The organism is Cellulosilyticum sp. ST5 (assembly GCF_046529625.1).
Classification (GTDB): domain Bacteria; phylum Bacillota; class Clostridia; order Lachnospirales; family Cellulosilyticaceae; genus Cellulosilyticum; species Cellulosilyticum lentocellum.
Genome location: NZ_CP132338.1, coordinates 3,452,107 through 3,476,894, shown reverse-complemented (window position 1 = coordinate 3,476,894; position 24,788 = coordinate 3,452,107). Strand labels below are relative to the sequence as shown.

The window sequence follows — 24,788 nt, the reverse complement described above, 5'->3', positions numbered from 1 at the left end:
AGGACTGTGGACTATACAAAGTACTATGAGGCCAGAGAACATCTGATTGAAATTCTAAAGAAAGATTTAATCGGACCGATTGAAGAAACAGAAATTATTAGAGAAAGACCAAGTAAGTATTATTCTGCAGGAATATTATTTCCAAGAGGAATGAAGGTTGGTGGAGAAGAAGAAAAAAAGGATGAACTTTCAGATAGTAAAGAGAGTGATGATAATATAATTACTATTTGTAATACATCTGTACCATCCGCTTATGGTATGACATTTACATTAAAGCCAGAGATAGAAAAGATCAAAATTTATGTTGAAGCAGCTACATACACAAGAGTAAGTGAAAAAGAAATAGTTACCCAATCTTGGACAGAAGATAGGTGGCACCGAAGCAGTTGTGTAATTACACCGCTCGTAAAGCCTACTATAAATGGGAAATATACTATAGAGAATACGAATCTTGTAGTAAATGTCACTTTACGTAAGACCTATGATGATGGTAGTCGTACAATAACAGTATCTTTAGTAAATTCAAATGAGGCACAAGATAGTGCAATAGATAACGAAGAGCTTTCTTATTTTCAAGTAGGGCTAAAGGTATGTGCCGAAAATGATATAGACAGTATCTTTACACAACGCAAAAATACTGTTGATATATCTACAGATAATGAGATGCGAAAACTAGAGATGCTATATAGACATATTGAGAATATAGCTATAGGGCATGGATGTTCTGTTGACTGGAAAGAGGATAAATACGGGATTAGTAGTGTAAGCCTTTCATTTATTCCTGAGGCAGAATATTTGCAAATGAAACCAGCTAGTGAGATAAAAGAAGAATTATTAGACATGGACGCATTATCCAAGATATCAAAAGGAGAACTGAGGAAATACTTATTAGTATTAGTTGACTCATATCAGAAGTGGATTATGGATCGTTCTGTTGAAGTTAATAAATTAGAGAAAAGATATCAAGACGTTGCACAAGAAAATATGAAATGCTGTGTTGAAACTTTAAATAGAATAAAGCAGGGAATCGATCTTATTACATTAAATAAGGATGATGATATTTTTAGAGCATTTCAATTAGCAAATAAAGCAATGTACAATCAGAGATATTATCAACTTAAGCAAAAAGGTATATCAGAGGATAAGATTAATATATCATGGTATCCATTTCAGTTAGCATTTATTTTGCAAAACTTAGGTTCTATTGTAGATGAACAAGATGCGTATAGAGAAGTTGTTGATTTACTTTGGTTCCCTACAGGTGGAGGAAAGACAGAGGCATATTTAGGAGTAGTTGCTTTTACTATTTTTTATAGAAGAATAACAAAAGGTGATATAGGTGCTGGCACAACTGTAATTATGAGATATACATTAAGATTACTTACACTCCAACAATTTGAAAGAGCAGCGGCACTAATATGTGCATGTGAAGAACTAAGACGACAAAATAATTTAGGAAACCACGAGATAAGCATTGGGCTTTGGGTAGGTTCTGCTTTCACCCCTAATTCAGTTGAAGAGGCGCAAAAGAACTTAGAAGAAGTAAAAGAGCAAACCATATATGCACAAGATATCGTCACACATATTCGCAGGTGTCCTCATTGTGGGGCAGAGATAAGACCAGAGGATGATTATCAGATAAGAAATGGTGGTTTGTCAATTAAATGCTCAAACAAAGAATGTATTTTTAGTGATAAACTACCACTCTATATAGTAGATGAGGATATTTATAAACAAAAGCCAACGTTAATAATTGCTACGGCAGATAAGTTTGCACGAATGGCGTGGGAGCCTAAGATATATAACTTATTTGGTGAAGATGGTAAGTATCTACCACCAGAACTAATCGTACAAGATGAGCTACATTTATTTTCAGGACCTTTAGGAACTATTTCGGGTATATATGAATTAGCTATTAGATATTTATGTACTCGAACTAAATATCCTCCTAAAATAATTGCTGCTACAGCTACCGTTAGAAATGCATCAGAACAAATTCTAGGACTTTATGGGACAAAACACAGACAGTTTCCACCACAAGGACTTGATATACGTGATTCCTACTTTGCAAAAGAATCTACGCCGGATGATAAACCAGCAAGAAAATATGTGGGTGTACTATGTCCGGGCCTTAGTGGAACAACGATGCTGATAAGAACTTATGCGGCTCTGTTATTTGCATCTAGGCATTTAGTAGAGTTAGGATATCAAGGTAAAGTAATAGATACGTTTTGGACATTGACAGGATACTTTAACTCATTAAGAGAATTAGGGAGTACAAATGTTACGATAGTAGATGACATTCAAGATAGATATAAGTTTTTAGTAGGAGAAAAGTTTAAGCAATGTCAAAACCCTATTATAAGTAAATGTAAATATGACTACTTTGAAGAACTTACGAGTAGAAAATCATCTAAGGAAATATCTGCAACGTTGCAAGAACTGGAGAATAAGTACCCAAATGAAAATCCATTTGATTATATTTTGGCATCCAATATGATTTCTGTTGGAGTTGATGTAGGTAGGCTAAGTCATATGATCGTGAATGGACAACCTAAAACAAATTCTGAGTATATTCAGGCAACATCTAGAGTAGGGAGAAATACACCTGGGTTAGTGTGCACAATGTATTCACCATGGAAGTCAAGAGATAGGTCACACTATGAGAACTTCTTATATTACCATAAAACTATATATAAATACGTAGAGGCAACTAGCGTAACGCCATTTTCGTTGCCTGCTAGAGAAAAAGCACTACATGCTGCCTTTGTATCAATAGTAAGATTATCAATTGCTAGTATGAGAGGAAATGATGCAGCTAGAAATTTCTCTTCACAACATAATAAGGTACAGGAAATATATAAATATATACTTGATTATATACAAAGAGTGGATGCTGAAGAATATGTTGAAGCAAAGACAGAACTAGATGATTTTATTGATAAGTGGGAGAAAAATGCAGGAGAAAAAGCACTTGTTTATGATGGTTCAAAAGCGGATGTTCAAGGATTGCTGACAAAGGCAGAGGATTCAGCACCTAGTTATGGAATTGATGTTGCTATGCCTACACTGAACTCAGTAAGAACAGTAGATAATGTGTGTGGAATGTATATGGAGGTGAGGGGATAGGATGTTTGATAGAAAACGTTCAGTTAAAAAGATAGTCATAGGAGAGCAGCGAAAGAGTCAATTATTAACGACTTTTGGATGTGGTGCTATAGCGGATTATCCTAACAACTCTGTTATTATTGCAGGATTAGAGAGTTGGTCACATGCGTCCGAAAAGCATTATAGAGTATGTGAGGAGAACTTACAAAAAATCTGTGGAGTAGATTATTTTGTTAAACCTAAGGTAACTACTTCATCAGAAAATAGTACAACTAAATCTAATTTTGATATGCAAGTATTTAGATTCCCAGAAATGCTGGTATGCTCTAATTGCCATGAAGTTAAGCATTATACAGAATTCAGAATTAAGAATAATGCAGACCCTGTCTGTTTTAAATGTAGTAGAGGCCAAAATAGCAAGAAAGCTAGGCTTATTCCATCACGTTTTATCATCGGTTGTGAAAAAGGACATTTAGATGAATTTCCATATTCCTACTGGGTACATAGGGGTGATCCTATATATGAACAGCACCATAAAATTTGTATTCGATATGATGAACATAAGAGCGGACTAGAAGGCATTATTATTGAATGTAAAGAGCCGGGATGTGGACGGATAAGAAATATGGGAGGAGCATTTGATAAAAATGCTTTAAAAGGATATCGTTGTAAGGGAAAGCGACCTTGGTTAAATGATATTGATCCTGTAGTATGTGATTGTGAACAACCTAGAACATTGCAGCGAGGTGCCTCTAATGTATATTTTCCACAAAATATTAGTGCTATTTCTATTCCACCATGTAGTTCATCAAGAATGAACGAAGAAGTACAAAAGTATTGGGAAAAGCTTGACCAGTATGTAGATAATATACCTAAATTAGAAGTTCTAGTTGATGTATTTGATATTCATAAGCGTTGTAATTGTAGTATAGAAGAAGTTATTAAATTTATAATCAAAAAAGCTAATCATGAAAAAAATAATAATGAATTGACGCCTGAGAAGTTAGTAGAAAATGAATATGATGCCTTTTTGCAAGGAAATGTCAGTGAAGATCATTTTAGGATTAATGAAGGTATTGTACCAGAAGTATTTAAGCCATATATTCAAAAAGTAGTACTTGCTAGAAAGTTAAGGGAAGTACTAGTCTTAACAGGTTTTTCGAGAATAAAGGCGTCTAATGAGAATATAGCACCATTGTCAAAACAACCTCTAAACTGGTTACCAGGTATAGAGTTATTTGGAGAAGGACTATTCATTCAATTAAAAGAAGAAAAATTGAGAGAGTGGGAGAGCAAGATAGGAAATAGATATTTGGGAATGAAAAATAGAATGGATGATTCTATGTACCGCACTAATAAGTTTTCTCCAAGATATGTATTGTTACATACATTATCACATTTATTAATGAGACAGTTTATTTTGGATTGTGGGTATTCGGGTGCAGCTATTAAAGAAAGGATATACTCTACATTTGAGGAATCAGATAAAAGTATGTGTGGGATTCTTATTTACACAGCTACCCCTGATTCAGATGGAAGTTTAGGTGGCTTGGTTAGACAAGGAGAAGAAGAGCGTTTAGATAAAACATTAAGAAATATGCTGGAGAATGCATCTTGGTGTTCTAATGATCCTCTTTGTATTGATTCGAAAGAGCAAGGAGTAGATGGGTTAAATATGGCAGCTTGTCATGCATGTACGCTAACACCAGAGACAGCTTGTGAAAAAGGGAATGTATATCTTGATAGAGCTAGTGTAGTAGGGATAATTGAATCACCAGAGTTGGGATATTTTAATGAGATATTACATAAATAAAGAAATAGGCATACCAAAATTGAAATGGTGGTATGCCTATTTCTTTATTTAAGATAATTATTTAAAACTAAGGAGATCTCTCTGTCGCTAGATAATTCATACACAATAGCTTGTAAGTCTTCTTCAGAAAGGGTGTTAAGTAAATCCTTATATGAACGAGCTGTTTCTTTACCATAAATAGTACTGATTTGAGAGTACACATATTGCTGTAAGAGTGATAAATCAGTAGAATTAGTAGCATTTCTAGATATGCAGTCCACAATATTTTTTTCTAGAATTTCCGTAGAGATGTCATCAAGTAAAGGTGATAATTTTCCGGTATATAGTAGGCTAATACAATGTAATGCTCTTGTGATAGCTCCATATAAATCGTTATAGGAATTAGAAGGATAGTTAATGGCATCTACATCAGGAAGTATAACGGCATCAAATTCTAACCCTTTTACAGCGTGAATGGTCGTTATTATTGTTCTATCATGATATTGATCACTCATATTAGTTAATAATTGTGCATTTAAGTGTGAACTAAGAGCAGAATAAAGAGAATTAGCCATTTTTTGGCTTTTACATATTATTGCTATACTTGTGTATGTAGTTTGATACCTAATACATAAGCTATTTATCTGTTCATAAAGGCCTTCTATTGTACTAGCCTCTAAGACATCAGGGGTTACAGAGGAACGGTTAATAGGTGTTGGTAATATTCTAATGTCTTTCTTTTTCTTTAAAACTTCCCTAGCTAAGAGTGTGATTTCATAGCTATTTCTATAAGATACATTTAGGTTAATCATATTTATCTTATTTGAATTATTTTTTAATAATGTATCCATTTTGAAGTCAGGTAGACTTGATTGGTTTTCATCTCCTAGGTAGGTAATAATTGAGTATGGAAAAAGTAATGTAAGTACTTTTATCAGTAATGGACTTATATCTTGAACCTCATCTATTAAGAGATATTTTATCTTTTGAACAGGAAGTTTTACGATTTTTATGTATAGATAAATGTAAGGTATTAAGTCTAAAGAAGAAACATTAGTTATAGTGTTTAAAGTATATTCAGATAAGGTGATATTTGTTTGAGCAGCAAGTTCTTTTAATAGAGGAATATTGGTTATTAAGTTAAAATATTCGTGTTTAATATTAAAAGCATCGAGCTGATCAAGATAAGCTGATGTTAGTAGCGTGTAGCTATCATTAAGTCGATCCTTGATAATATCATATTCCTTATTTAGTTTATCAATAATAGTTGTAATTGCCGAAGAGTCAGTAATAATTGTTTGGTGTACTTTTTGTTCACTTAAGTATTTTTTATAGAGATCAGTTAATAACTTTTTGAAACTATTATCACAATATTCTTTGAAAAGTTTTTTGAATTTATCAATTCGTTGGTTTAATGGAAGAGTGCTAAGTTGATTATTGAAGATATCTTCAATGACTGTCCCCTCTATTAGAGTAGTACCTAATAATTTAATATCTTGGACCTTTAGTATATTAACCCTAAGATAGTCTGTATACACATCAAGTAGTTTCATAAAATCTAAAGAGTCTTTAAAATTTGTAAATTCCTCTAATTGATTATTGAAATTAGAGGGTAGGTTTTGTGACGGGATGATTGAAACAAGTAGTTCATTCCATGTCATAGTATTAATTTGATAAAGGTCAATATCAGAAAATGATTTAGACATATAATTCTTAAATAGTTTTGATGGAGATAATACAAGAATATCATCTTGTGGTACATTATATCGATGAGCTAAATAAGCCAGTCTTAGTAAAAGAATTGAGCTTTTACCGCTTCCAGCACAACCATTAATAATTACAGAAGATTCTTTAGGCGCAGTAATGAGTTTATTTTGTTCCACTTGAACAGAGGATAATATAGTTTTCAATTTACTTGAAGAATGTTCTTTGAGTAATTCTGTTATGTAAGAATCCACATATTTTATATCATCATGGATTTCTTGTGCTAGAGGTTCATTAATAGAAAGAGAAGTTTCTCCAGTTGTTGAATAATTAAGGATTTTCCCGTCCCTTATGTTAATAATACGTTTTAGAAGTAACTTGCCTTCAATATGCTCAGATGCTAGATTAATATATCCTACGGTTGCATATTGCAATGTTTGGGCAAGTGGCATATGCCATGGAATAATTGTTGCATTAATTTCAGGCAAGTCAAAGGTAACATTATTTTGAGTAACATATATTTTTGTCACAGTATCATCACCACTATAAATAAAATCATAACGTGCATAATAAGGAGAAGATAACATATCTTCATATGAGGAAATAGTTCTTAGTGTAAATTCATTTTGAGGTAGGTTAGTGCGAAAGGATGAGTTATCTGTACGAAGAGATAATCTTAGAGCGTTTATAGCATTGTTAAGGGAAGCTTGTACTTGTAGAAGTAAAGATTTTTCTTCATTTAAGATTATATTTTCCATATATATATTCCTTTACTAAGTAATATTATTAATAATATTATACAACATAATACGCACGTTAAATAATACTATTAATAATTAAACCATAGAAGTTCTTTACTAAGAGGTGAATAGCATGAAGATAGGAGTGTAAGTACAGAGTATATTGCTATATAAATAGAAAATAGCTTGATTGTTAATGATGAAATGAATAACTAATAAAGCTAGATTATAGTAAAAGTAGATTAAATAATAATTACCAGAACTAAAACTAAAATATATCAATACTATCTTACTAGTCTATGTAAAAATCTTACCTGAGTTCTACATTAAGGATTAAGTAGAATTTAAATTGATATTGTAACTGAGAGGAAAAGTAGAACTTGGACTTACTGTAAGCAATGTGATACTAGTAGTAAATGAAACATTCCAAATCTTAGCCATATGATCAGAGAAAATGAAAGTTTTTGAGAGAGAAATCCTAGAGCATCACCCTAGAGAAATCTATAGTTGGACTGAAGAAGCACAAGAAAGTGCTAACCATGTATAAGCATATACAAGGTTAGCACTTTCTATTGTCTAGAGAAAAAAATTTAAATAATACTAGGGAGTCGTCTTTTTCATCACATATATGGAAGTGAAAGCATTATAAAAGGAGGTGAAAAAGATGGCAATTACAGCAGATATTAAAAACGTCAAAGTATCACTTAAGCTTGCAAAGGGTAGTCAGACTATATCTGATTGCAGCAAATCAGCTTCAGTTGAAGGACTCTATGGAGTAGCTATAGCTGTAGCAGGACTACTTAATGAAGAGCTTGAAGCAGTTACAAAGGTAGAAGAAACGACTCTTATTGAGGAGTAAGCATCTACCTATTTTTAAGGAAAGGAGGAAACACTCATGGCAGAAATTACAAAGAAAAACCTTGTACTTACTTTTGTTACAAGTGCTGGTAAGGAAGTAAAACTTACTCTCACTAAACCAAAAGAAGGTCTTACAGGAAGTGAAATCAATACAGCAATGACAGATATCATCGCAGCTAATGCTTTAGGGGAAGATGGTTTAGTAACTAAAAAAGTAGATGCTAAATACGTTGTTCAACAAACAGAAGCAATTGCTCTTGCATAATGAAATCACATAAAATGTTACTGCACATACTAGTTTTAGACGAGTATGTGCAGTAGCATTTTTATATATAAGCTGCTACAATAAATATAAAACAAGAAAATGCTATGGAAGTTTACTGATTAATGATAGACAAGAAGAGAAAAGAGCATTAATCGCACTCATTAATGAGTTAAATGGATATGATGTCTTATAGTAAGAACTATATTTTATTTATATTGAAAGAAAATAGATGAAACACAGTTAGATTAAAAAGGTGTTGGAAGTTGAATGAGAAATTAGACACCTACATCATGAGATTTCAGTTTTAGCTGAACTGAAGAGAAAGTATGGGGAAAATATGGAGTTAAAAAACATTAATTTTGAGGATTTTTCTACTATGGATATGGTGGAGCTTTATTCTAAAATTATAAAAACACTTAAAGCAAGAGGAGTAATGCGCACAAAAAATTTTATAGGTGAAGTGGGTGAACATATTGTTATCGATTATTACAATAATACACCATCTCTAGATAATTTATTAGCCACAGAAATTGGAACAAAAGGAATAGATGCAGTAAGTAGGAAAGGAAAGCGATATACAATTAAATCAGTTAGTAGTAATGCTACCAGTGTGTTTTATGGTCTTGAGCCACCAGATTCAGATAAACCAGATGAAAAACTCTTTGAGTATGTTGTTATTTGTCTATTTGATAATGATTATGGACTTAAGGGGATTTATGAGTTGACATGGGAGCAATTTCAGGTTCATAAAAGGTGGCATCCAACAATGCAGGGGTGGAAACTACAGTTAAATAGGAGTCTACTTGCAGATGCTAAAACTATTTATAAAAGGGCATAATTGCTTTAAATAAAATGAGTAGTAACCCTTTTTTGCTAAACTATTATTTGGGTATAAAAATTTTGGTGTTCAAATGATGAAATGCAAAATCTCTATATATAAAATCAAATTGTAATTCTCAAATTGTAATTAAAATTTATAATATGATAGAGTATAATAATACCATTATTTAGTTTGTCTTTGGAACATATTAATTAATGTAATGAGTAATGAATGATGGCAATAAGTTATCGAAGTTTAAGGCCGTACAGGAAGTGAAATCAATACAGCAATGACAGAGATCATCGCAGCAAATGCTTTAGGGGAAGAGGGTTTAGTAACTAAAAAAGTAGATGCTAAATACATTGTTCAACAAACTGAAGCAATCGCTCTTTCATAATGAGGCTTATAGAGGCATCTTCTAATATTAGCTTAGGCTAGTGTTAGAAGATGCCTCTTTTGAGATGGTTAAAAAGTGTTTATTAAAATAGGAAATACAGATAGACCAGTTGGAAAAATATATTATTCATATAAAATTAATTAATTCATGTAATAACTAAATAATTTGAAGTAAAATAAATATAGGTTTTAATATTCTTAATAAATAATCTTGTGTTAATAATGTGAGTACATAAATTTATTATTAAGCAGCTAAAAATTGAGGTGAGAGTTAACATGAAGGATAAGTTATTAGAGATTTTAAAGAAGCATTTAAAGAAAACCAAAACCATTGCACTGCTTGAAATACAACAGCAGTTGCCAGGGGATACACAATATGAGGAGTTCGCTAAGCTAATGGAGGAACTAGAGAAAGAAGAAATTTTAGTCCCAATAAAAAAGCATGGCAGTAATGGTAGTAAGTATGTCCTATATAATACTTATCGTATCAATAAAGAAAAGCTAAAAATGGAGTTTATAGAAGAAATACATAGATGGCAAAGAAAAGTAGATGCTCACATTAACTTATCTAGTTATTTAAGTTTATCGGAGAAAGAGTGGAAGGAGGATTTATATTTTATTAAAAAAATAGATACTTATTTTAAAGAAAAAGGGCTACCTAAAGAGGAAGCCACCTCACCAGAGCGTGCTTATGAAATAGTTCATAATGAGAAATGGATAGATGAAGGAGGAGGTAAGAAGTTATTAGAACGTATTAAAGTATGGGAGTATATAAAGATTAGTAAACAGGCAGACCCTTTAATGCTAGCAGTTAATAAAAAAGCTTTACAGGGATTAAACCATCAACATTTAATAGTAGAAAATAAATCTACTTTTTATTTATTATTGGGGTTCTTAAATCAAACACAGTTTACTTCCCTTATTTATGGTGCTGGTTGGAAGATTGTCGCAGGTATTGAAGGGGTATATAAGCAATTAGATATAGAGAGTGAAAAAAATACATTTTATTATTTCGGGGATATAGATTATGAAGGGATAGCTATTTATGAGAGTATTTCCGATAAAGCCAAACTAGCCGTAAGTTTTTATGAAGCATTACTTCAAGGAGAAAAGAGTTTAGGGAAAGAAAATCAAGAACGACGGGAAGAAGTTCTAAAGAACTTTGTTACAAGATTTTCATATGAACAGGGTTTAAAGATAAAGGAAGTTTTAGAGGGCGGTTATTACTACCCGCAAGAAGCACTATGTAAAGAAGAAGTTTTGAATATCTGGAGGGCATTATCATGAGTATTAATGCAAGTAGTGTGATGGAGCACTTTGGTGAACGTATAAAAAGAATAGCTTTATATGATCCACTTTATAGATTAGAAAGAAAAAATAAGAAAGATCATAATGAAATAGAAATCCCTTATTATGAGTTAGGCATGCTTACTTTACTTTTTTTCTTTGAGAATATGATCATGCGTCAGAAAACATGTGGAACGAAAGAGTTAGCCTATTTTCTATATGAGGAGACTAGGCATAGAATTCAGCTTAATTTGGAGGAGTTTGAAGAGTTAGCTAGAGAAGTGATAGATGTCTTTAGACCAGCTACAGGTAAGAGAAACAGCAAAACCTTTTATAATTGGGAGACTCGGAAAGAAGAAACGATTTACTATTCTATTTTAAAAGCAGGACGCTCGGATTTAAAATCTAATACACAATATTATATATTAGATGAAGCGGGCTTGGAGTTAATCTTTTCAAGCCGCGAGTACTTTAGTGAATTTCAAATCTCTATTAGCCAACTTTTGCTTCGTAAACAGTTAGAAAAGGGAGAATTTGTAGGTGCCTTGAGGCAGGTGGATGAGATGAATTTAGCCGTAGAAGCCTTAAGAGATAGATTATTAAAGATTAAAAATGAAGTAAGTAGAAGTATTGTGTCTGAGGAAACTTATAACCGTTATAAAGGTCTAATAGAAGATATTAATACAAGGCTTGAAAGAGAAAATGAAGAATTTGATGAATTACGTGATTTTGTTAGGCAGACTAAGGATAGCTTAAAGTATCAAATAGAAAATGAGAAAGATAAAAAAGCTTATGAACTTATATTGAAGATAGATAACAACTTAGAGAAAGTACATCATGAACATAGGAAGTTATTACAAGAGAGCATTGTCCTTAGGTCACATGCATTAGAAGCGGCACAACAAGCACTTTATTTTATTGGTATTGATAGCTTTAATTTCGAGCAAGATATTGCAAATTATCTATTAGGTAAGCCACTCCCACTAGCAAGTAGTAAGCCTTTGATTGATCCCTTTTTCAAAATCAAACAAACGAAGCAGTGGTATCCTTTGAATATTTTTCAAAAGCAACGTATAGAAAAAAGTGAAGAAGGAGAAAAAGGAAAGGCTTATCAAGAAGCTGCTATGGAAGAAGTTTTAAACCAAGATAAAAAAGTAATACAAGCTTATTTTAAGCAGATTATAGAAGAGGTTTTAGTGATTTTAGATGGAAGAAGTAAAATTACATTAGAAGAAGTATGTACGAAATTAGAGGAGAAGCAAGAGGTATTTTTATCCAGGCGACTTTTTTATGATTTTTGGATTATTTTACACCAAAAGTCACCTATTGATTTAAAAGAAATAGAGGAAGATAGCTTATTATATGGTGTTAAGGAAGCTCTAAGTCAGAGTACTAATACCATTAAAGTGATTGAAAGGGAAGAGGAGGTACAAAAGGTATCACGCTTTAAAATTAAGAATATGTTCATTGATTTAACCATAGAAGTGGAGGGAGAGGATGTCAGTGGAGTATAAACATGAGCAGATTATAGAAGCCCATAAAATCTATATGAGATTAGTTGGAGAAGGAAGTTTGCCAAGAGCAGAAGTGAAAAGCTATACAAGAGAGGAACAGATTGAGGAGTTAGTTAACCAATTTGCTAGAGAAGATGATGCCGCTATTATTATGGCAGGGGATATGCTTTATTTAGTACCAATAGCAACAACTTCACCCTTTCATATGAATAATGAACTAATTAAAAAACTCTATTTACCAAATGGCGCTACAAATCTAGATATTTATTTAATGTATGTGAGCATTATTATTTTACTAGGAGAATTTTATAATAGCTATCAAAGTCAGGAGCCAACACGAGGATTTATTAATATGGAGGAGTGGCTTGCGGCGGTGAATACAAGATTTGAGAGTCTAAAGCAAATCGATGAAGAAAACCTTAAGAAAATAGAAGAAGAGCAAGAGTATAACTGGACAAAAATACTGGAAAAATGGATGGCCATTGATGATGTTAAAGAAAAAGCTAAAAGGCAAACAGGTAATACCAATAGTCGTATTAGTTTCTTAAATATGGTGAAAAGCTTCTTAGAAAAGCAAGATATGGTAAAGGATATTGGGAATAATGAGATAGAACTAACAGAGAAAACAAAAGTCATTATTCAGCGCTATTATATGGATTATGAGTATAATCGTGGCTTATTAGATTTTATGTATCAGTACGAAAAGGGGGAGGTATAGGATGGCATCAATTTCTAGGTTACGTTATGGCAACTTGATTTATGAAAATGGTAACAAACGTTATAATGATGAGATTTTCCAGTGCGCAGGACATAATATGGCAGTACTGCTTGAAAATGGAGGAGGAAAAACAGTTTTTATCCAAGCTGCTTTGCAGGCAGTTTTACCTCATAGTGAATTAGGCGAACGTAAGGTCAAAGAAACTTTTTCTTTAGAAGGTGAAGCAGCTCACATTGCTATTGAGTGGATTATTAGTGATAAGCCAAGACGCTACGCATTAACTGCAGTTACACTTTATTTAAAAAATAATGAATTAAAGTCTTATAAATATGTCTATGAATATGGAGTAGGTGATAAACATAGCCTAGAAAATTTACCATTTACTCAATATGAAGAAGGAGGAGAAAAAAGAGCAGCTGATAAGGGTGAAATGTGGAATTATTACCAGAGGATGAGTAAAGAATACATGAATGCACAGGTCTTTACTACTAATAAGGATTTCCATGCTTACATAGAAGAACATTTTAAAATTATTGCAGAGGAATGGCGTAGCATTGCACTTATTAATGGTGAAGAAGGGGGTGTAGATGCTTTCTTTGATGGGTGCAAGAGTACCAATGATTTAGTAGAAAAACTTCTATTACCTACAGTAGAACAGGGGCTAATAGGCAAAGGGAGTGAAGAGTTTGCTGATACATTCGAAAGTCAAAGAGAGCATTTCAAAAAGCATAAACAATTAGAACGTAGCATTAAGGAAAGTGAAGGAATTAAGAAGGAAATAGATGATTATGTAAATGCATCTGCCTTATATGATACGCAGCTTACAGCCTATGAAAATAAAAAAGAAAAGGCCAAAGCTCTATGGCGACTTATTGTAGTTCAAGAAGATAAGCTTAAAGAAAGTTTAAGAAATTTAAGAGCTGAACAGGAAAAAGCAGAAGATGAAAAGAAAGTTCTAGAGAGAAAAGAAAAGCTCATTGAGATAACAGTGGCAAAGGTAAATTGGGAAAATGCTAGAGAAAATTATGAAAATGAAGATGAGCTTTATCAAAAAGAAAAAAGGTTAAAGGTATCTAAGGAGCAGAAACGCCATCTCTTAAAGTTGTCAGGTTTTAAGCATCACATGGAGGAGGCTATAGCAAAAATCCAGGTAGCTAAAGAGCAACTTGCAGCTTTAGATAATGATGAGGAAATTGATGAGTTAAAAGAGCAGTTAGAAGAAAATAGTAGTTTTCTTAAAGGGTATTTTGAAGAACAGTTGGCTTGTTTTGCTAAAGAAAAACAACGTGCCATAAATGAGAAAGAAAGAGAAGAAGAAAGGCAGAAGAGTATTGAGACCGAGAAAGCATACATAGAAAGTGAAAATCAAAGTCTAAAAGCTGATATTAATAAATTAATCGGGAGTATAGAACAAAATCAAAAGGAAATGCAGCGCATTAAGGAGTCTATATTAGCTCAAAGCACTCATGAAGGAATAGAAGTACAAAGTAAAGCATGGCAAAAGCGAATCGCAGAAATAGAGGCGCATAAAATAGATTTAGGACAACAGCTTAATCAAAAGGAAGCAAGACAAGCTGAAGTTAAGGGAATAATTGAGGAGAAAAATAATCAGCGTGCCAGTTGTAATGGTGAAAAAAATAGGGTTCAGATGCAAATTAAAAATATAGAAGAGGAAGCAGAGGCAGTACTTCTTGAGGTAAAGAAAAATTTATCTATATTTTATAGCCTAACTTCTATTTATAGTAAGCCTCAGCAGGTTATGGATACCCTAGAGGAGCGAGTAGAGAAGTTAAATGAAGAAAAAGAAGCTGCTCTTTTTGAGGAAAGACAGCAGTCACGTTTTTGTGAAAGTTATGAGAGTCATGAGTATTTTACAGCAGAGCCACTTTTAGAAAACTGGATAGAAAAGTGGTATATGGAATTTTCCTTTTTACAATCAGGAACTGCTTTTATTCAAAACTTAGAAAATGATATACAGAGAAAGGCTATGGAAAAGGAACCTAAATGGGCAGAACTAGTCATTGTAGCTGATGGACAAGAGGAAAAACTCCTCCAGAAAATAGAAACTCAAAAGCATAAGATGACTTATCCTATTGGAATCCTTACTTTATCTCAAGCCAATCAGATACTGCAAGAAGGTATGAAGCACTCAGAAATGATTTATCCAACTATTTGGGAGGAATCTTTGCAACTTGAAAAGTTTAAAATGTTAAAAATACAGGCTCGTGAAAAGTTAGAGACATTTATTCAGAAACGTAAGGAGAAAGATGCTCATTTAAAACAAGTGGAGCAGTGTTTAAGTTATGTGAGGAATTTCTTTGAGAAGTATCCTCATGATAAATATGTTGCATTGGTGCAACAATATGAGCACTTAAGTAATGAAGAAAATGAACTATTAAGAAGCATAGAAGTACATAAGCAAGAAAGTGAGAAGATTGAAGAAGAGAGTAAAGCTATCAAGAGCACCCTAAATATTGAGATGCAAGAACAACATATTTTAGAAGGACAAGTAAAAGAAGCAAATCAGTATATGAGATTGAAGCGAGAAAATGAGGGATACGATAAACAAAGAATATTACTAAATAGTCAAAGTATGGAGAAAGAAAAAGTCATAGTAAAACTAAGTCGGGATTTGCAAGATATACTTGAGGCATTGGATGAACTTAAGGGAAAAATAGGTGAATGCTTAACACAGATAGGCAAAGTTAAGGATGATGTACTTTATAAAGAAGTACAAACTCATGAGGCCATTTATACCAATGCATCTATTCAATACTTAAGAGAAAAACAACAGGAGCTTAAGAATAGTTTAGAAAAGAAACAAAAAGGGCGCAGTGAGATAGAATCAACTATTAAGCAAAACCAAGAAAATCTAAGTCGTAATGAACAGAATTTTAATCAGGGAATTTTAGAAATGGAAGTTCATGAAGAAATTCCAGCCTATAGTATAGAGTATCCTAGTGCTATAGAAAAGCTGACTCAAGATATTAAGAAACTAGAAATTACATTAGAGGATTTAGATGAACGAGTGAAAACTGCAAAAACGGATTATGATAAGAAAGAACAAATGTATCAAAGTAAAAAGAGTGAATATGAGAGCTGTGGAGAGGTCATTAAGCAGTTTGTTGAAAACTGTGAACAAGCTAAAAAAGAAGTAGCTATAGCAAAAAAACAACTTAAGGAAAAAGAAAAGTACTTATATGAGCAAAGTCAAAAGGGTGAACAAACTTTAGAGCAGGTAAAAACACAAATACAGCTTATGGATAAAAAGGATCAGATATATAATTATGGGGCTCAAGAGGTTAAGATAGGGGTATTAGAGGAAGACATTAATGAAAAGATAACGTATATGTTAGAAACCACCGTTATGCAGATGCTAAACGAGCTTGAGAAGTTATATCAGTTAGAAAAAGAGTGTAAGGATAAGTTAGATATAAGACGAGAAAAGTTTATAAGTTTTTGTCAAAAAGAAATTAGTGATAGCAAGCTTAGGCATATGGCCATCCAGGGGATTAGTCAAAAGGAAAGATATGAGGAACTCATTAAATGGCAAGAAATGATGGTTCAGCGCATTAGCGCAACAGTTATTATTTTGCAAAAAGATTTACAAGACCATGATAAGATTATTTCCCAATTTATTATTCATCTATATACCTATCTGACTAGCGTAGCAACAGAGCTTAAGGAAATTCCACAAAAAACAAGAGTTAAAACGGAAGAAGGATGGAAGGCAATCTACGAGTTTAATGTACCTAGTTGGCAAGAAAGTGAAAGCAAAGAGAAAATACGTAAACATATTAATCATCTTTTAGATGATATTGATGGAGAATTTTATTTAACAGCAGAGGGTAGAGAAGATACTCAAAAAATTGAGAAATACGTCAAAGAGCAATTTAAGCTGAAGCAACTTCTTAAGGTAGTTATGGGGAATGATAGTATTAAAGTAAGATGTAGAAAAGTAAGTAATCTCAATAATATTAGTACCCAAATGTTTTCATGGGAATCCTCTACTAAATGGTCAGGAGGGGAAAAGTGGAGTAAGAATATGGCACTGTATTTAGGCATTCTAAATTACCTGGCAGAAAAGAAGCAAAATATTTCACACGAACCAAACAAGGTCAATCGCGTGGTAATTTTAGATAATCCGTTTGGAAAAGCTTCTAGTAGTCATGTTTTAGAACCAGTCTTTTTCATTGCCAAGCAAATAGGTTTTCAAATCATCGCTCTTACTGCTCATTCAGAAGGTGACTTTATACGAAAATATTTCCCTATTGTATACAGCTGTAAGTTAAGATCTACAGCAGATTATAAGACATCTATATTTTCAAAGGAACAAGAAATTAAAAAGGCATATTTTATAGATAATGATCCAGTAGCATTAAGTGTATTAGGTAGTAGCACGCAAATGAGCTTATTCTAAATAAATAATAACGTCAAGATTCAAAGATGATATATGATAAAGATTAGTAAGGTATAAAAAGAGCAATTAAGATGAAAACACATGAGGTAGTAGCGGTAATTATTCATCACTAAACCAAAAGAAGGTCTTACAAGTGATGAGATCCTAGAGTGATAACAGATATTATTGTTTCAAATGCTTTAGGTGAAGGTAGTTTAGTACCTACTAAGGTAAGTGCTAAATATGTGGTTTAACAAACTAAAGCAATTATACTTATATAGTTAGATGCATAAGGCTATTTTTAACATTGGCAAGAACTAATGTTAGAAATGGCCTTTTTTGTATAGTCAGAAAGAAAAATGCATGTTAAATTTAATATATCATAAAAGGCAATGTAGATAGTTAGGGGCGAGTAGTTGTTTGTATGCGGAACGCTTGAAAGAGTGAAGTGGTACAAAGAAGAACTTTTAAGGTGTGTTAAAAGTTGCATTACAGATGAAGAAGTTCAATTTACAGTGGGCTGGTACTTGCTAGAAGGAATATCGAGTGGCATACAGAAAGAATGGTTGTTAGAAGTGCTAGCAGATTATAATAGGCTATATGATATAGCAATATCATTAAGTGAGAAGGATATTCAAGTAGGTAGAAAGCCACCATTATTTAGAGAAGGAGACATGGTGGAGGTTATTGTTAATGCAAAAAATATAACATATCACAAGGGGATAATTCATACTGTTACTTATCATTCTAAGGACCGAGAGTGGAATTATTTTATATGCGAAAATAATAAAAAGGTAAGTAAGAGATACTACGCTGCAGATTTAAAATTAATACAAACGTCTAAGTAACTATAGGGAAGCGACTTTTTCACTATATATGAGGAGAAGAAACGGAGGAATTATGCAAGGATATAACTGTATTATGGTTTATAACCAATACAAAGATAAAGTATTGTTTTGTAAAAGAAGAAAAGACCCTTATAAAGGCTTATATAATTTTGTTGGTGGCAAAATTGAGTCGAAAGAAGATGGGTTTATTTCAGCATATCGTGAGCTAGAAGAAGAAACTGGTATTCGTAAAGGGCAGATTCAATTATTTCATATGATGGATTTTACCTACTACAATCAAGATTGTTATGTAGAAGTATATGTGGGACAATTAGCAGAAGAAGTGGATTTAAAAGAAGAGATCCATCCACTTTATTGGCTTGATATGAATGAGAATTTCTTTGATATAAATCGTTTCGCAGGAGAAGGAAATATTGGACATATGATAGAACAAGCAAGGCAGTTTGGTTTTGGGAAAACAGAATAAGTTAACTGTGAAAAACTTCATTGTAATATTGATGATATATCCGGAGACTCATAATAAAGAAGTAAGCGAAATACAAAATAGAAGTTTTAGACTTTAAAGGAGGAGCACATGATGTTCGAGCAAAAGGTAAAGAAAGATAAGAAAGCAAAACGATTTAAGGTAGTCAGTGAAGAAGCATTTGGATTTAGTGGTGTAACTACCATTCTTCTTGACCAAGAAACAGGAGTCAACTATTTAGTAATTTCAGGTACAGCAGGTGAGGGTATAACACCACTTTTAGATGCTGAAGGTAAGGTGGTTATAACTCCAGTTGTACAGGAGTAGGCATGACTTACACCAAAGAGGGCTATTTCTAAAGCTAGCAAATGCTAATTTTAGAAATGGCCTTTATATATATAAGCTACTACAATGAATATAAAAAAAGAGAACGTTATGGGAGAAAAAATATATTGAATGTACGAACAATGTATTGCAAACGTGAATATAATGTATTAAAATTAACTATAATAAAGTAGGAGGTGGTTTTATGGCACAAACAACTTTGAGTGTACGCATGGATGAGAATGTTAAAAAGCAATTTGACGCATTTTGCAATGCTGTAGGTATGAATACATCTGTTGCTATTAATTTATTTGTGAAAACTGTTATTAGAGAAAATAGAATACCATTTGAAATCGGGTTAGGAAATGATCCTTTTTATTCAGAGGTTAACCAAAATCGTCTTATAGAGGCCGCAAAGCGTGTAGAAACAGGTGCGGGAGTAGTTCATGACTTAATTGAGGTTGATGATGATTAAAATATGGGATGAAGAGGCTTGGGAAGACTATTTATATTGGCAAACTCAAGATAAGAAAACACTAAAAAGAATTAATCAGCTCATAAAAGATATAGATCGTAATAAGTACGAAGGAATAGGAAAGCCAGAGCCGTTAAGAGGCAATCTTAGTGGCTATTGGAGCAGACGAATTGATGAATGTAATCGAATAGTTTATAAAATAGCCGATAATAAACTTATCATCATACAATGTGGATCACATTATAGGGATAAATAATTTTATTAGGTAAAAAGTGATAGCCGAGTATAGTGAATACAGGGTTATCACTTTTTTTGTTTTAAAATAGGAGGGAATAGCCTTTTTATATATAAGCTGCTACAATAAATATAAAAAGAGAACGTTATGGGAGAAGAAAGCTAATGAAAAAAACTGAAGTAGTTGCAGCTATTATTATGTATGAGGATAAAATTTTATGTATGCAGCGTAACAAGGGAAAGTATGAGTATATGTCTTATAAATACGAGTTTCCAGGTGGAAAGATAGAGCCAGGAGAAACCAGAGCTCAGGCGCTTCAAAGGGAGTTAATAGAGGAAATGGCTTTAGAAGTAGACATAAGGGAAGAAGATTATTACATGAGCGTAGAGCATATGTATCCTGACTTTGCTCTTACCATGCATAGTTTTATTTGCCGCGTAGAAAGTCAGACCTTTGTAAGAAAAGAGCATGTGGATCATAAGTGGCTTACTCGCGAGGAGCTGATGAGTTTAGATTGGGCACCAGCAGATCTACCTATTGTAAGGCGTTTACAGGGGGATTGTGAATGAACTTCATAGAGGAATTAAAAAAGGCTTGCACACAGGGTTTATTAATTTTCAAAAAGCTTCATTAGAAGACTATCAGCCTAGTTTACTGATTAATGATAGACAAGAAGAGAAAAGAGTATTAACCACGCTTATTAAAGAGTTAAATGAATGTGATGCCTTTTATTTCTCTGTGGCGTTTATCACCAATAGTGGCATTGCTCCTATTATTAATGTTTTAAAGGAACTTGAGGAGAGAGGGGTAAAGGGAAGGATTATTGCTTCTCAGTATCAGAACTTTACTCAGCCCGAGGCACTTAGACGTTTGAAGGCTCTTTCTAATATAGAGCTTAAAATAGTGACAGAAGATAATTTTCATGCCAAGAGTTATATTTTTAGAAAAGGAACGAGATTTACCTTAATCATTGGTAGTAGTAATCTCACTCAAAATGCCCTGAGCTATAATAAGGAATGGAATCTAAAGGTATCGTCGGCGGAGGATGGAGACCTTTTGAAATATACCATGAAGGAGTTTAATCGTACCTTTGAGTCAGCTATACCAGTTACTGATAAGTGGCTTGCAGACTATGAAATCCTTTATAAAGACCAGTACAAAGCTAGCAGACAAGTGGTTTATGACATACAAACCACTAAAACTATTTTGCCGAATAAAATGCAGTTAGAAGCGCTAGAAGCCCTTGATAAACTAAGAAGCGAAGGTAAGGATAAGGCCCTTTTAATATCAGCGACAGGAACAGGGAAAACCTATTTTTCTGCTTTTGATGCCAAAAGGGTGAATCCTAAAAGACTTTTATTTGTGGTACACAGGGAAAATATCACTAGAGCTTCTCTAAGGAGTTATAAAAGAATATTTGGCAGAGATGTCACCATGGGGATACTGAGTGGTAATAATAAGGATTATGAGGCTAGATTTTTATTTTCTACGATTCAAACCTTATCTAAGGATTATATTCTAGAGCAGTTTAAGCCAGATCATTTTGATTATATCGTCATTGATGAAGTTCATCGCTCGGGTTCTAGTAGTTATGAAAAGATTTTAAATTACTTTAAGCCCAAGTTTTTGCTAGGCATGTCAGCTACGCCAGAACGAACAGATGGCTATGATATTTATAAAACCTTTGATTATAACATTGCTTATGAAATCAGATTAAATAAAGCCTTAGAAGAGCAAATGTTATGTCCTTTCCATTATTATGGGGTAAGTGAACTTGAAATAAATGGAGAGGTCATCGATGAAAAAACAGCTTTTAATCATCTGGTTTGTGATGAAAGGGTAGAGCATATTATAGATAAAGCTAGGTTATATGGCTGCGACCATGGCAGAGTCAAAGGGCTGGTTTTTTGCAGCGGTGTTAAAGAAGCTCAGGAGCTGTCAGAGCAGTTTAATCGAAGAGGCTATCGAACTGTTGCTTTAGATGGTAGTAGTAGTGAAAATGAAAGAGAAGAAGCTATTGAAAGGCTGGAAAAGGATGCACCAGAGGGGGATTACTTAGACTACATCTTTACAGTAGATATTTTTAATGAAGGCGTAGATATTCCTTCTATTAATCAAATTATCATGCTGCGTCCCACTCAGTCCTCTATTGTATTTGTGCAGCAATTAGGGCGTGGGCTTAGAAAAAGTGAAGGCAAAGAATATGTAGTGGTCATTGACTTTATCGGCAATTATGCCAATAACTTTTTAGTCCCTATTGCATTATATGGCGATCGTTCTTTTAATAAAGACCAACTTAGAAAGCTGATGAGTAATGGCAGTTGTAGTATACTAGGGGTTTCTACGGTGAATTTTGACTGTATTACGAAAGAACGTATTTATGAAGCCATTAATAAGTCTAACATGGCTACCAAGAAAGCCTTGGTAGAGGAGTATAAACTACTGAAATTCAAATTAGGCAGGGTACCTATGATGATGGATTTTATCCTTCATGGAAGCCGTGATCCCTTTGCTTTTGTCGAGTATTCAGGCTCGTATTATCAGTTTGTAGCTAGTGTTGAACAGACTTTGGAGTCTAGTTTATCAGCAGTGGAAAGGGCTCACCTAGAATTCTACTCAAAGGAATTAGGAAGTGGTAAGCGTATAGAGGAGCTTATGCTACTTGATGTACTCATTAGAGAAGGGGAGTTAGCTAGTAGTCATTTAAGGCAACTGATCAAAGAAGCTTATGGCTATGACATGTCACAGGCAACTATAGAATCTAGTGTACATTATTTAAATGGCGACTTTTTTAAGAAACAGGACCAAGAAAAGTATGCTAAGCCACAGAGTATCTTAGTGGAAAATGAAAGTTTTAAGATGACGGAGGAGTTAAAAAGTGATCTTAGAAATCCTGATTTTAAAACCTATCTTTTAGATCTTATAGCTTATGGAATCGATAGATTTAATAAGACCTATACCCTAGAAGCTTATGAAAAAGGTTTTATAAGATATCAAAAGTATTCTAGAAAGGATGTTTGCCGTATTTTAAACTGGGAAAGTGATGAGTCTTCTACCATGTATGGTTATCGAATCAAGTATAATACTTGCCCTATTTTTGTAACCTATCATAAACAAGATGATATTAGTGAAAGTACAAAATACGAGGATTGTTTCATTAATAAAAAGCAGTTTAGCTGGATGACCAGGAGTGGTGTAACTACTGAATCTAGGGAAACCATTGCTATTAGAGATCATGACAAAACCGGTCTTCGTATAGCTTTATTTGTGAAAAAGAGTGATGGGGAAGGTTCTGATTTCTACTATATGGGAGATGTAGAACCCATGGCAATTTTTCAGACAACCATTAAAAATGATAAGGGTGAAGATAAGCCAATCGTTAATATTCTTTTTGATATGGCACATAGTGTACCAGACCACCTATATGATTATTTAACACAGTAGATGATATCAAAGTACCCAGGGCTATTACAGTTCATTTCATTTATGGGAAGACTATGAAAAGGAATAGATCTCATATGTGAAGCCACAGAGCTTTCAAGTGAGCAGGAAAACTAAAAACATAACAAAGTGCTAATCATGTATAAGGGATACAGGGTTAGCACTTTATTTTTATAGTCTAGGAAAGTTCTGTCTTTGTATAAAAATAGAATTTTCCTAGACTATAAGGGGTGCAGGGGAAGTATTCCCTGCCGTATTCAGGAGGGTGATCAGCTGACATGTTTTTTTGTCAGCGCCGAAGGGAAGCTAGGGTTCCCTAGCGGAAGAAATGTGGACGCTAGTCCACTTTCTTGTCAAAGGTTAAAATAGCTCTAGGGAATTGGATTTTTCCGCACATATAAAGAGGTAAATAAGATAGGATTTATAAAAGTGTGAGGGGGAAATTCAGATGTCAGAGCTTATTACTGTAGAAAAACTTAATAGTGTTGCCTTTTACCAGATTCCACAGGCATTTTACTATCATCCTAAGTATGCAGACATGAGTGGGAGTGCTAGAGAGACTTATGCTATTTTACGTAATTTATTAGGCTTATCTGTAAAGAGTGGTTGGGTAAATGAGAAGGGAGAAATCTTTGTAAAGATTAGTAGAGAAAGGCTAATGAGCCGCTTAGGGATAAAGAAGGACAAGATGAGTGCTGTCTTTAAAGAGCTAAGGGAGCTAGAGCTGATTATGGAAAAACGCATAGGCTGTAATAAGTGCAATGAAATCTACATTTATAATGCCAAGGAATTAAATGAACATTATTTAGAAAGTGATTTATTAGGAGAGATAAGTGAGGACAAAAGTGAAGGTGGAGGAAATGGAACTCCTTTTGGAAGGCGAGAAAATAGCATTACTAAGGAAGCTAAAACCGAAGTCCAGATAGCGGAAAAACCGATACATAATAAGAATACTTTTATTAAAAATCATGATGATAAGACTAAAGATACACTACTACCAATAGTAAAAGAGGCGGTTTTAGCCAAGGAGAATTTGGTAGATGGGGAAATCCTCAGTGAATTTCATCGTTCTTTTGGCATGGGCAAAGTGTCTATGAAAGCCCAAGAAGTGATTCGTATGTTCCTTAATCGTTTTGAACGCTCTGTGGTGCTTTATGCCTTTGAACTAGCAGGTGCTAAGAATAAATCCTTTGACTATGCCCAAGGCATCTTGCGCAGGTGGTGGCAAGCAGAGGCCTTTAACTTTGATGAAGTATTTGCTTATGAGGAGCATTATTGTAGTGGCATGTAACAATAGAGAAGCAGCATTTTTAAACTAAGAGTTTAATGAAACCAATTTGCCTACTGATTAAAATAGACTTATGAGTAAGTCAGGTATAGAGCGTGTAATGGCGTAGGGAG

Annotated in this window: 19 protein-coding genes; 18 read left to right on the top strand and 1 reads right to left on the bottom strand. The window is 33.4% G+C overall.

Annotated features, from left to right (window positions below):
• The first annotated feature begins 6 nt into the window (after positions 1–6).
• Positions 7–3,129 (top strand): helicase-related protein, encoded by a 3,123-nt coding sequence (locus QTL86_RS16850; protein ID WP_410495525.1) that lies wholly within the window; start codon positions 7–9, stop codon positions 3,127–3,129.
• A 1-nt stretch (position 3,130) separates the two neighbouring features.
• Positions 3,131–4,921 carry a DrmB family protein gene (drmB, locus tag QTL86_RS16845; protein WP_410495524.1) on the top strand — a complete coding sequence of 597 codons (1,791 nt, stop codon included), beginning with the start codon at positions 3,131–3,133 and terminating at the stop codon, positions 4,919–4,921.
• Positions 4,922–4,965: 44 nt separating this feature from the next.
• Here the strand turns inward: drmB and QTL86_RS16840 are convergent, their stop codons facing one another.
• A complete protein-coding gene (locus tag QTL86_RS16840; protein ID WP_410495523.1) occupies positions 4,966–7,362 on the bottom strand; it encodes a UvrD-helicase domain-containing protein in 2,397 nt (798 codons plus the stop codon).
• Between the two features lie 646 nt (positions 7,363–8,008).
• Between QTL86_RS16840 and QTL86_RS16835 the strand changes: the two genes are divergently transcribed.
• The 16 genes from QTL86_RS16835 (at position 8,009) to QTL86_RS16760 (ending at position 24,678) form a co-directional block, all read left to right on the top strand.
• A complete protein-coding gene (locus QTL86_RS16835) occupies positions 8,009–8,203 on the top strand; it encodes a hypothetical protein (RefSeq protein WP_410495522.1) in 195 nt (64 codons plus the stop codon).
• A 36-nt stretch (positions 8,204–8,239) separates the two neighbouring features.
• Positions 8,240–8,467 carry a DUF2922 domain-containing protein gene (locus tag QTL86_RS16830; protein ID WP_410495521.1) on the top strand — a complete coding sequence of 76 codons (228 nt, stop codon included), beginning with the start codon at positions 8,240–8,242 and terminating at the stop codon, positions 8,465–8,467.
• Positions 8,468–8,804: 337 nt separating this feature from the next.
• Positions 8,805–9,305, top strand: coding sequence for a hypothetical protein (locus QTL86_RS16825; RefSeq protein ID WP_410495520.1), 501 nt, complete (start codon positions 8,805–8,807; stop codon positions 9,303–9,305).
• 259 nt (positions 9,306–9,564) lie between these two features.
• Positions 9,565–9,684: a hypothetical protein gene (locus tag QTL86_RS16820; RefSeq protein WP_410497318.1), complete on the top strand. Its 120-nt coding sequence runs from the start codon at positions 9,565–9,567 to the stop codon at positions 9,682–9,684.
• 275 nt (positions 9,685–9,959) lie between these two features.
• Positions 9,960–10,970 carry a Wadjet anti-phage system protein JetD domain-containing protein gene (locus tag QTL86_RS16815; protein WP_410495519.1) on the top strand — a complete coding sequence of 337 codons (1,011 nt, stop codon included), beginning with the start codon at positions 9,960–9,962 and terminating at the stop codon, positions 10,968–10,970.
• A complete protein-coding gene (locus QTL86_RS16810; RefSeq protein ID WP_410495518.1) occupies positions 10,967–12,484 on the top strand; it encodes a replicative DNA helicase in 1,518 nt (505 codons plus the stop codon). The genes QTL86_RS16815 and QTL86_RS16810 overlap by 4 nt, the downstream gene beginning before the upstream one ends.
• Positions 12,468–13,202, top strand: coding sequence for a DUF6063 family protein (locus QTL86_RS16805; RefSeq protein ID WP_410495517.1), 735 nt, complete (start codon positions 12,468–12,470; stop codon positions 13,200–13,202). Before QTL86_RS16810 ends, QTL86_RS16805 begins: the two co-directional genes overlap by 17 nt.
• 1 nt (position 13,203) lies before the next feature.
• Entirely contained in the window at positions 13,204–17,622 is a 4,419-nt protein-coding gene (locus QTL86_RS16800; RefSeq protein WP_410495516.1) for a hypothetical protein, read from the top strand.
• 395 nt (positions 17,623–18,017) lie between these two features.
• On the top strand, positions 18,018–18,449 hold the full coding sequence (locus QTL86_RS16795) for a hypothetical protein (protein WP_410495515.1): 432 nt from the start codon (positions 18,018–18,020) through the stop codon (positions 18,447–18,449).
• Between the two features lie 28 nt (positions 18,450–18,477).
• Positions 18,478–18,915: an NUDIX hydrolase gene (locus QTL86_RS16790; protein WP_410495514.1), complete on the top strand. Its 438-nt coding sequence runs from the start codon at positions 18,478–18,480 to the stop codon at positions 18,913–18,915.
• 111 nt (positions 18,916–19,026) lie between these two features.
• Entirely contained in the window at positions 19,027–19,239 is a 213-nt protein-coding gene (locus QTL86_RS16785; RefSeq protein WP_207669756.1) for a DUF6440 family protein, read from the top strand.
• Between the two features lie 202 nt (positions 19,240–19,441).
• The gene (locus QTL86_RS16780) at positions 19,442–19,711 is read left to right on the top strand and encodes a type II toxin-antitoxin system RelB/DinJ family antitoxin (RefSeq protein WP_127065295.1); all 270 of its coding nucleotides are present in this window, start codon (positions 19,442–19,444) and stop codon (positions 19,709–19,711) included.
• On the top strand, positions 19,704–19,967 hold the full coding sequence (locus tag QTL86_RS16775) for a Txe/YoeB family addiction module toxin (protein WP_410495513.1): 264 nt from the start codon (positions 19,704–19,706) through the stop codon (positions 19,965–19,967). Before QTL86_RS16780 ends, QTL86_RS16775 begins: the two co-directional genes overlap by 8 nt.
• A 143-nt stretch (positions 19,968–20,110) precedes the next feature.
• Positions 20,111–20,515 carry a (deoxy)nucleoside triphosphate pyrophosphohydrolase gene (locus tag QTL86_RS16770; protein WP_410495512.1) on the top strand — a complete coding sequence of 135 codons (405 nt, stop codon included), beginning with the start codon at positions 20,111–20,113 and terminating at the stop codon, positions 20,513–20,515.
• Complete coding sequence (locus QTL86_RS16765) at positions 20,508–23,390, top strand: DUF3427 domain-containing protein (RefSeq protein WP_410495511.1); 2,883 nt, start codon at positions 20,508–20,510, stop codon at positions 23,388–23,390. The genes QTL86_RS16770 and QTL86_RS16765 overlap by 8 nt, the downstream gene beginning before the upstream one ends.
• A gap of 445 nt (positions 23,391–23,835) precedes the next feature.
• Positions 23,836–24,678 carry a replication initiator protein A gene (locus QTL86_RS16760; RefSeq protein ID WP_410495510.1) on the top strand — a complete coding sequence of 281 codons (843 nt, stop codon included), beginning with the start codon at positions 23,836–23,838 and terminating at the stop codon, positions 24,676–24,678.
• The last annotated feature ends 110 nt before the right edge of the window (positions 24,679–24,788 follow it).

Excerpts from the sequence above, each read along its gene's own strand:
- QTL86_RS16760 (WP_410495510.1), top strand. The coding sequence starts at position 23,836 with ATGTCAGAGCTTATTACTGTAGAAAAACTTAATAGTGTTGCCTTTTAC.
- QTL86_RS16785 (WP_207669756.1), top strand. The coding sequence starts at position 19,027 with ATGTTCGAGCAAAAGGTAAAGAAAGATAAGAAAGCAAAACGATTTAAG.
- QTL86_RS16825 (WP_410495520.1), top strand. The coding sequence starts at position 8,805 with ATGGAGTTAAAAAACATTAATTTTGAGGATTTTTCTACTATGGATATG.
- QTL86_RS16830 (WP_410495521.1), top strand. The coding sequence starts at position 8,240 with ATGGCAGAAATTACAAAGAAAAACCTTGTACTTACTTTTGTTACAAGT.
- QTL86_RS16775 (WP_410495513.1), top strand. The coding sequence starts at position 19,704 with ATGATTAAAATATGGGATGAAGAGGCTTGGGAAGACTATTTATATTGG.
- QTL86_RS16770 (WP_410495512.1), top strand. The coding sequence starts at position 20,111 with ATGAAAAAAACTGAAGTAGTTGCAGCTATTATTATGTATGAGGATAAA.
- drmB (WP_410495524.1), top strand. The coding sequence starts at position 3,131 with ATGTTTGATAGAAAACGTTCAGTTAAAAAGATAGTCATAGGAGAGCAG.
- QTL86_RS16835 (WP_410495522.1), top strand. The coding sequence starts at position 8,009 with ATGGCAATTACAGCAGATATTAAAAACGTCAAAGTATCACTTAAGCTT.
- QTL86_RS16805 (WP_410495517.1), top strand. The coding sequence starts at position 12,468 with ATGTCAGTGGAGTATAAACATGAGCAGATTATAGAAGCCCATAAAATC.
- QTL86_RS16780 (WP_127065295.1), top strand. The coding sequence starts at position 19,442 with ATGGCACAAACAACTTTGAGTGTACGCATGGATGAGAATGTTAAAAAG.
- QTL86_RS16790 (WP_410495514.1), top strand. The coding sequence starts at position 18,478 with ATGAGGAGAAGAAACGGAGGAATTATGCAAGGATATAACTGTATTATG.
- QTL86_RS16810 (WP_410495518.1), top strand. The coding sequence starts at position 10,967 with ATGAGTATTAATGCAAGTAGTGTGATGGAGCACTTTGGTGAACGTATA.
- QTL86_RS16800 (WP_410495516.1), top strand. The coding sequence starts at position 13,204 with ATGGCATCAATTTCTAGGTTACGTTATGGCAACTTGATTTATGAAAAT.
- QTL86_RS16840 (WP_410495523.1), bottom strand. The coding sequence starts at position 7,362 with ATGGAAAATATAATCTTAAATGAAGAAAAATCTTTACTTCTACAAGTA.
- QTL86_RS16815 (WP_410495519.1), top strand. The coding sequence starts at position 9,960 with ATGAAGGATAAGTTATTAGAGATTTTAAAGAAGCATTTAAAGAAAACC.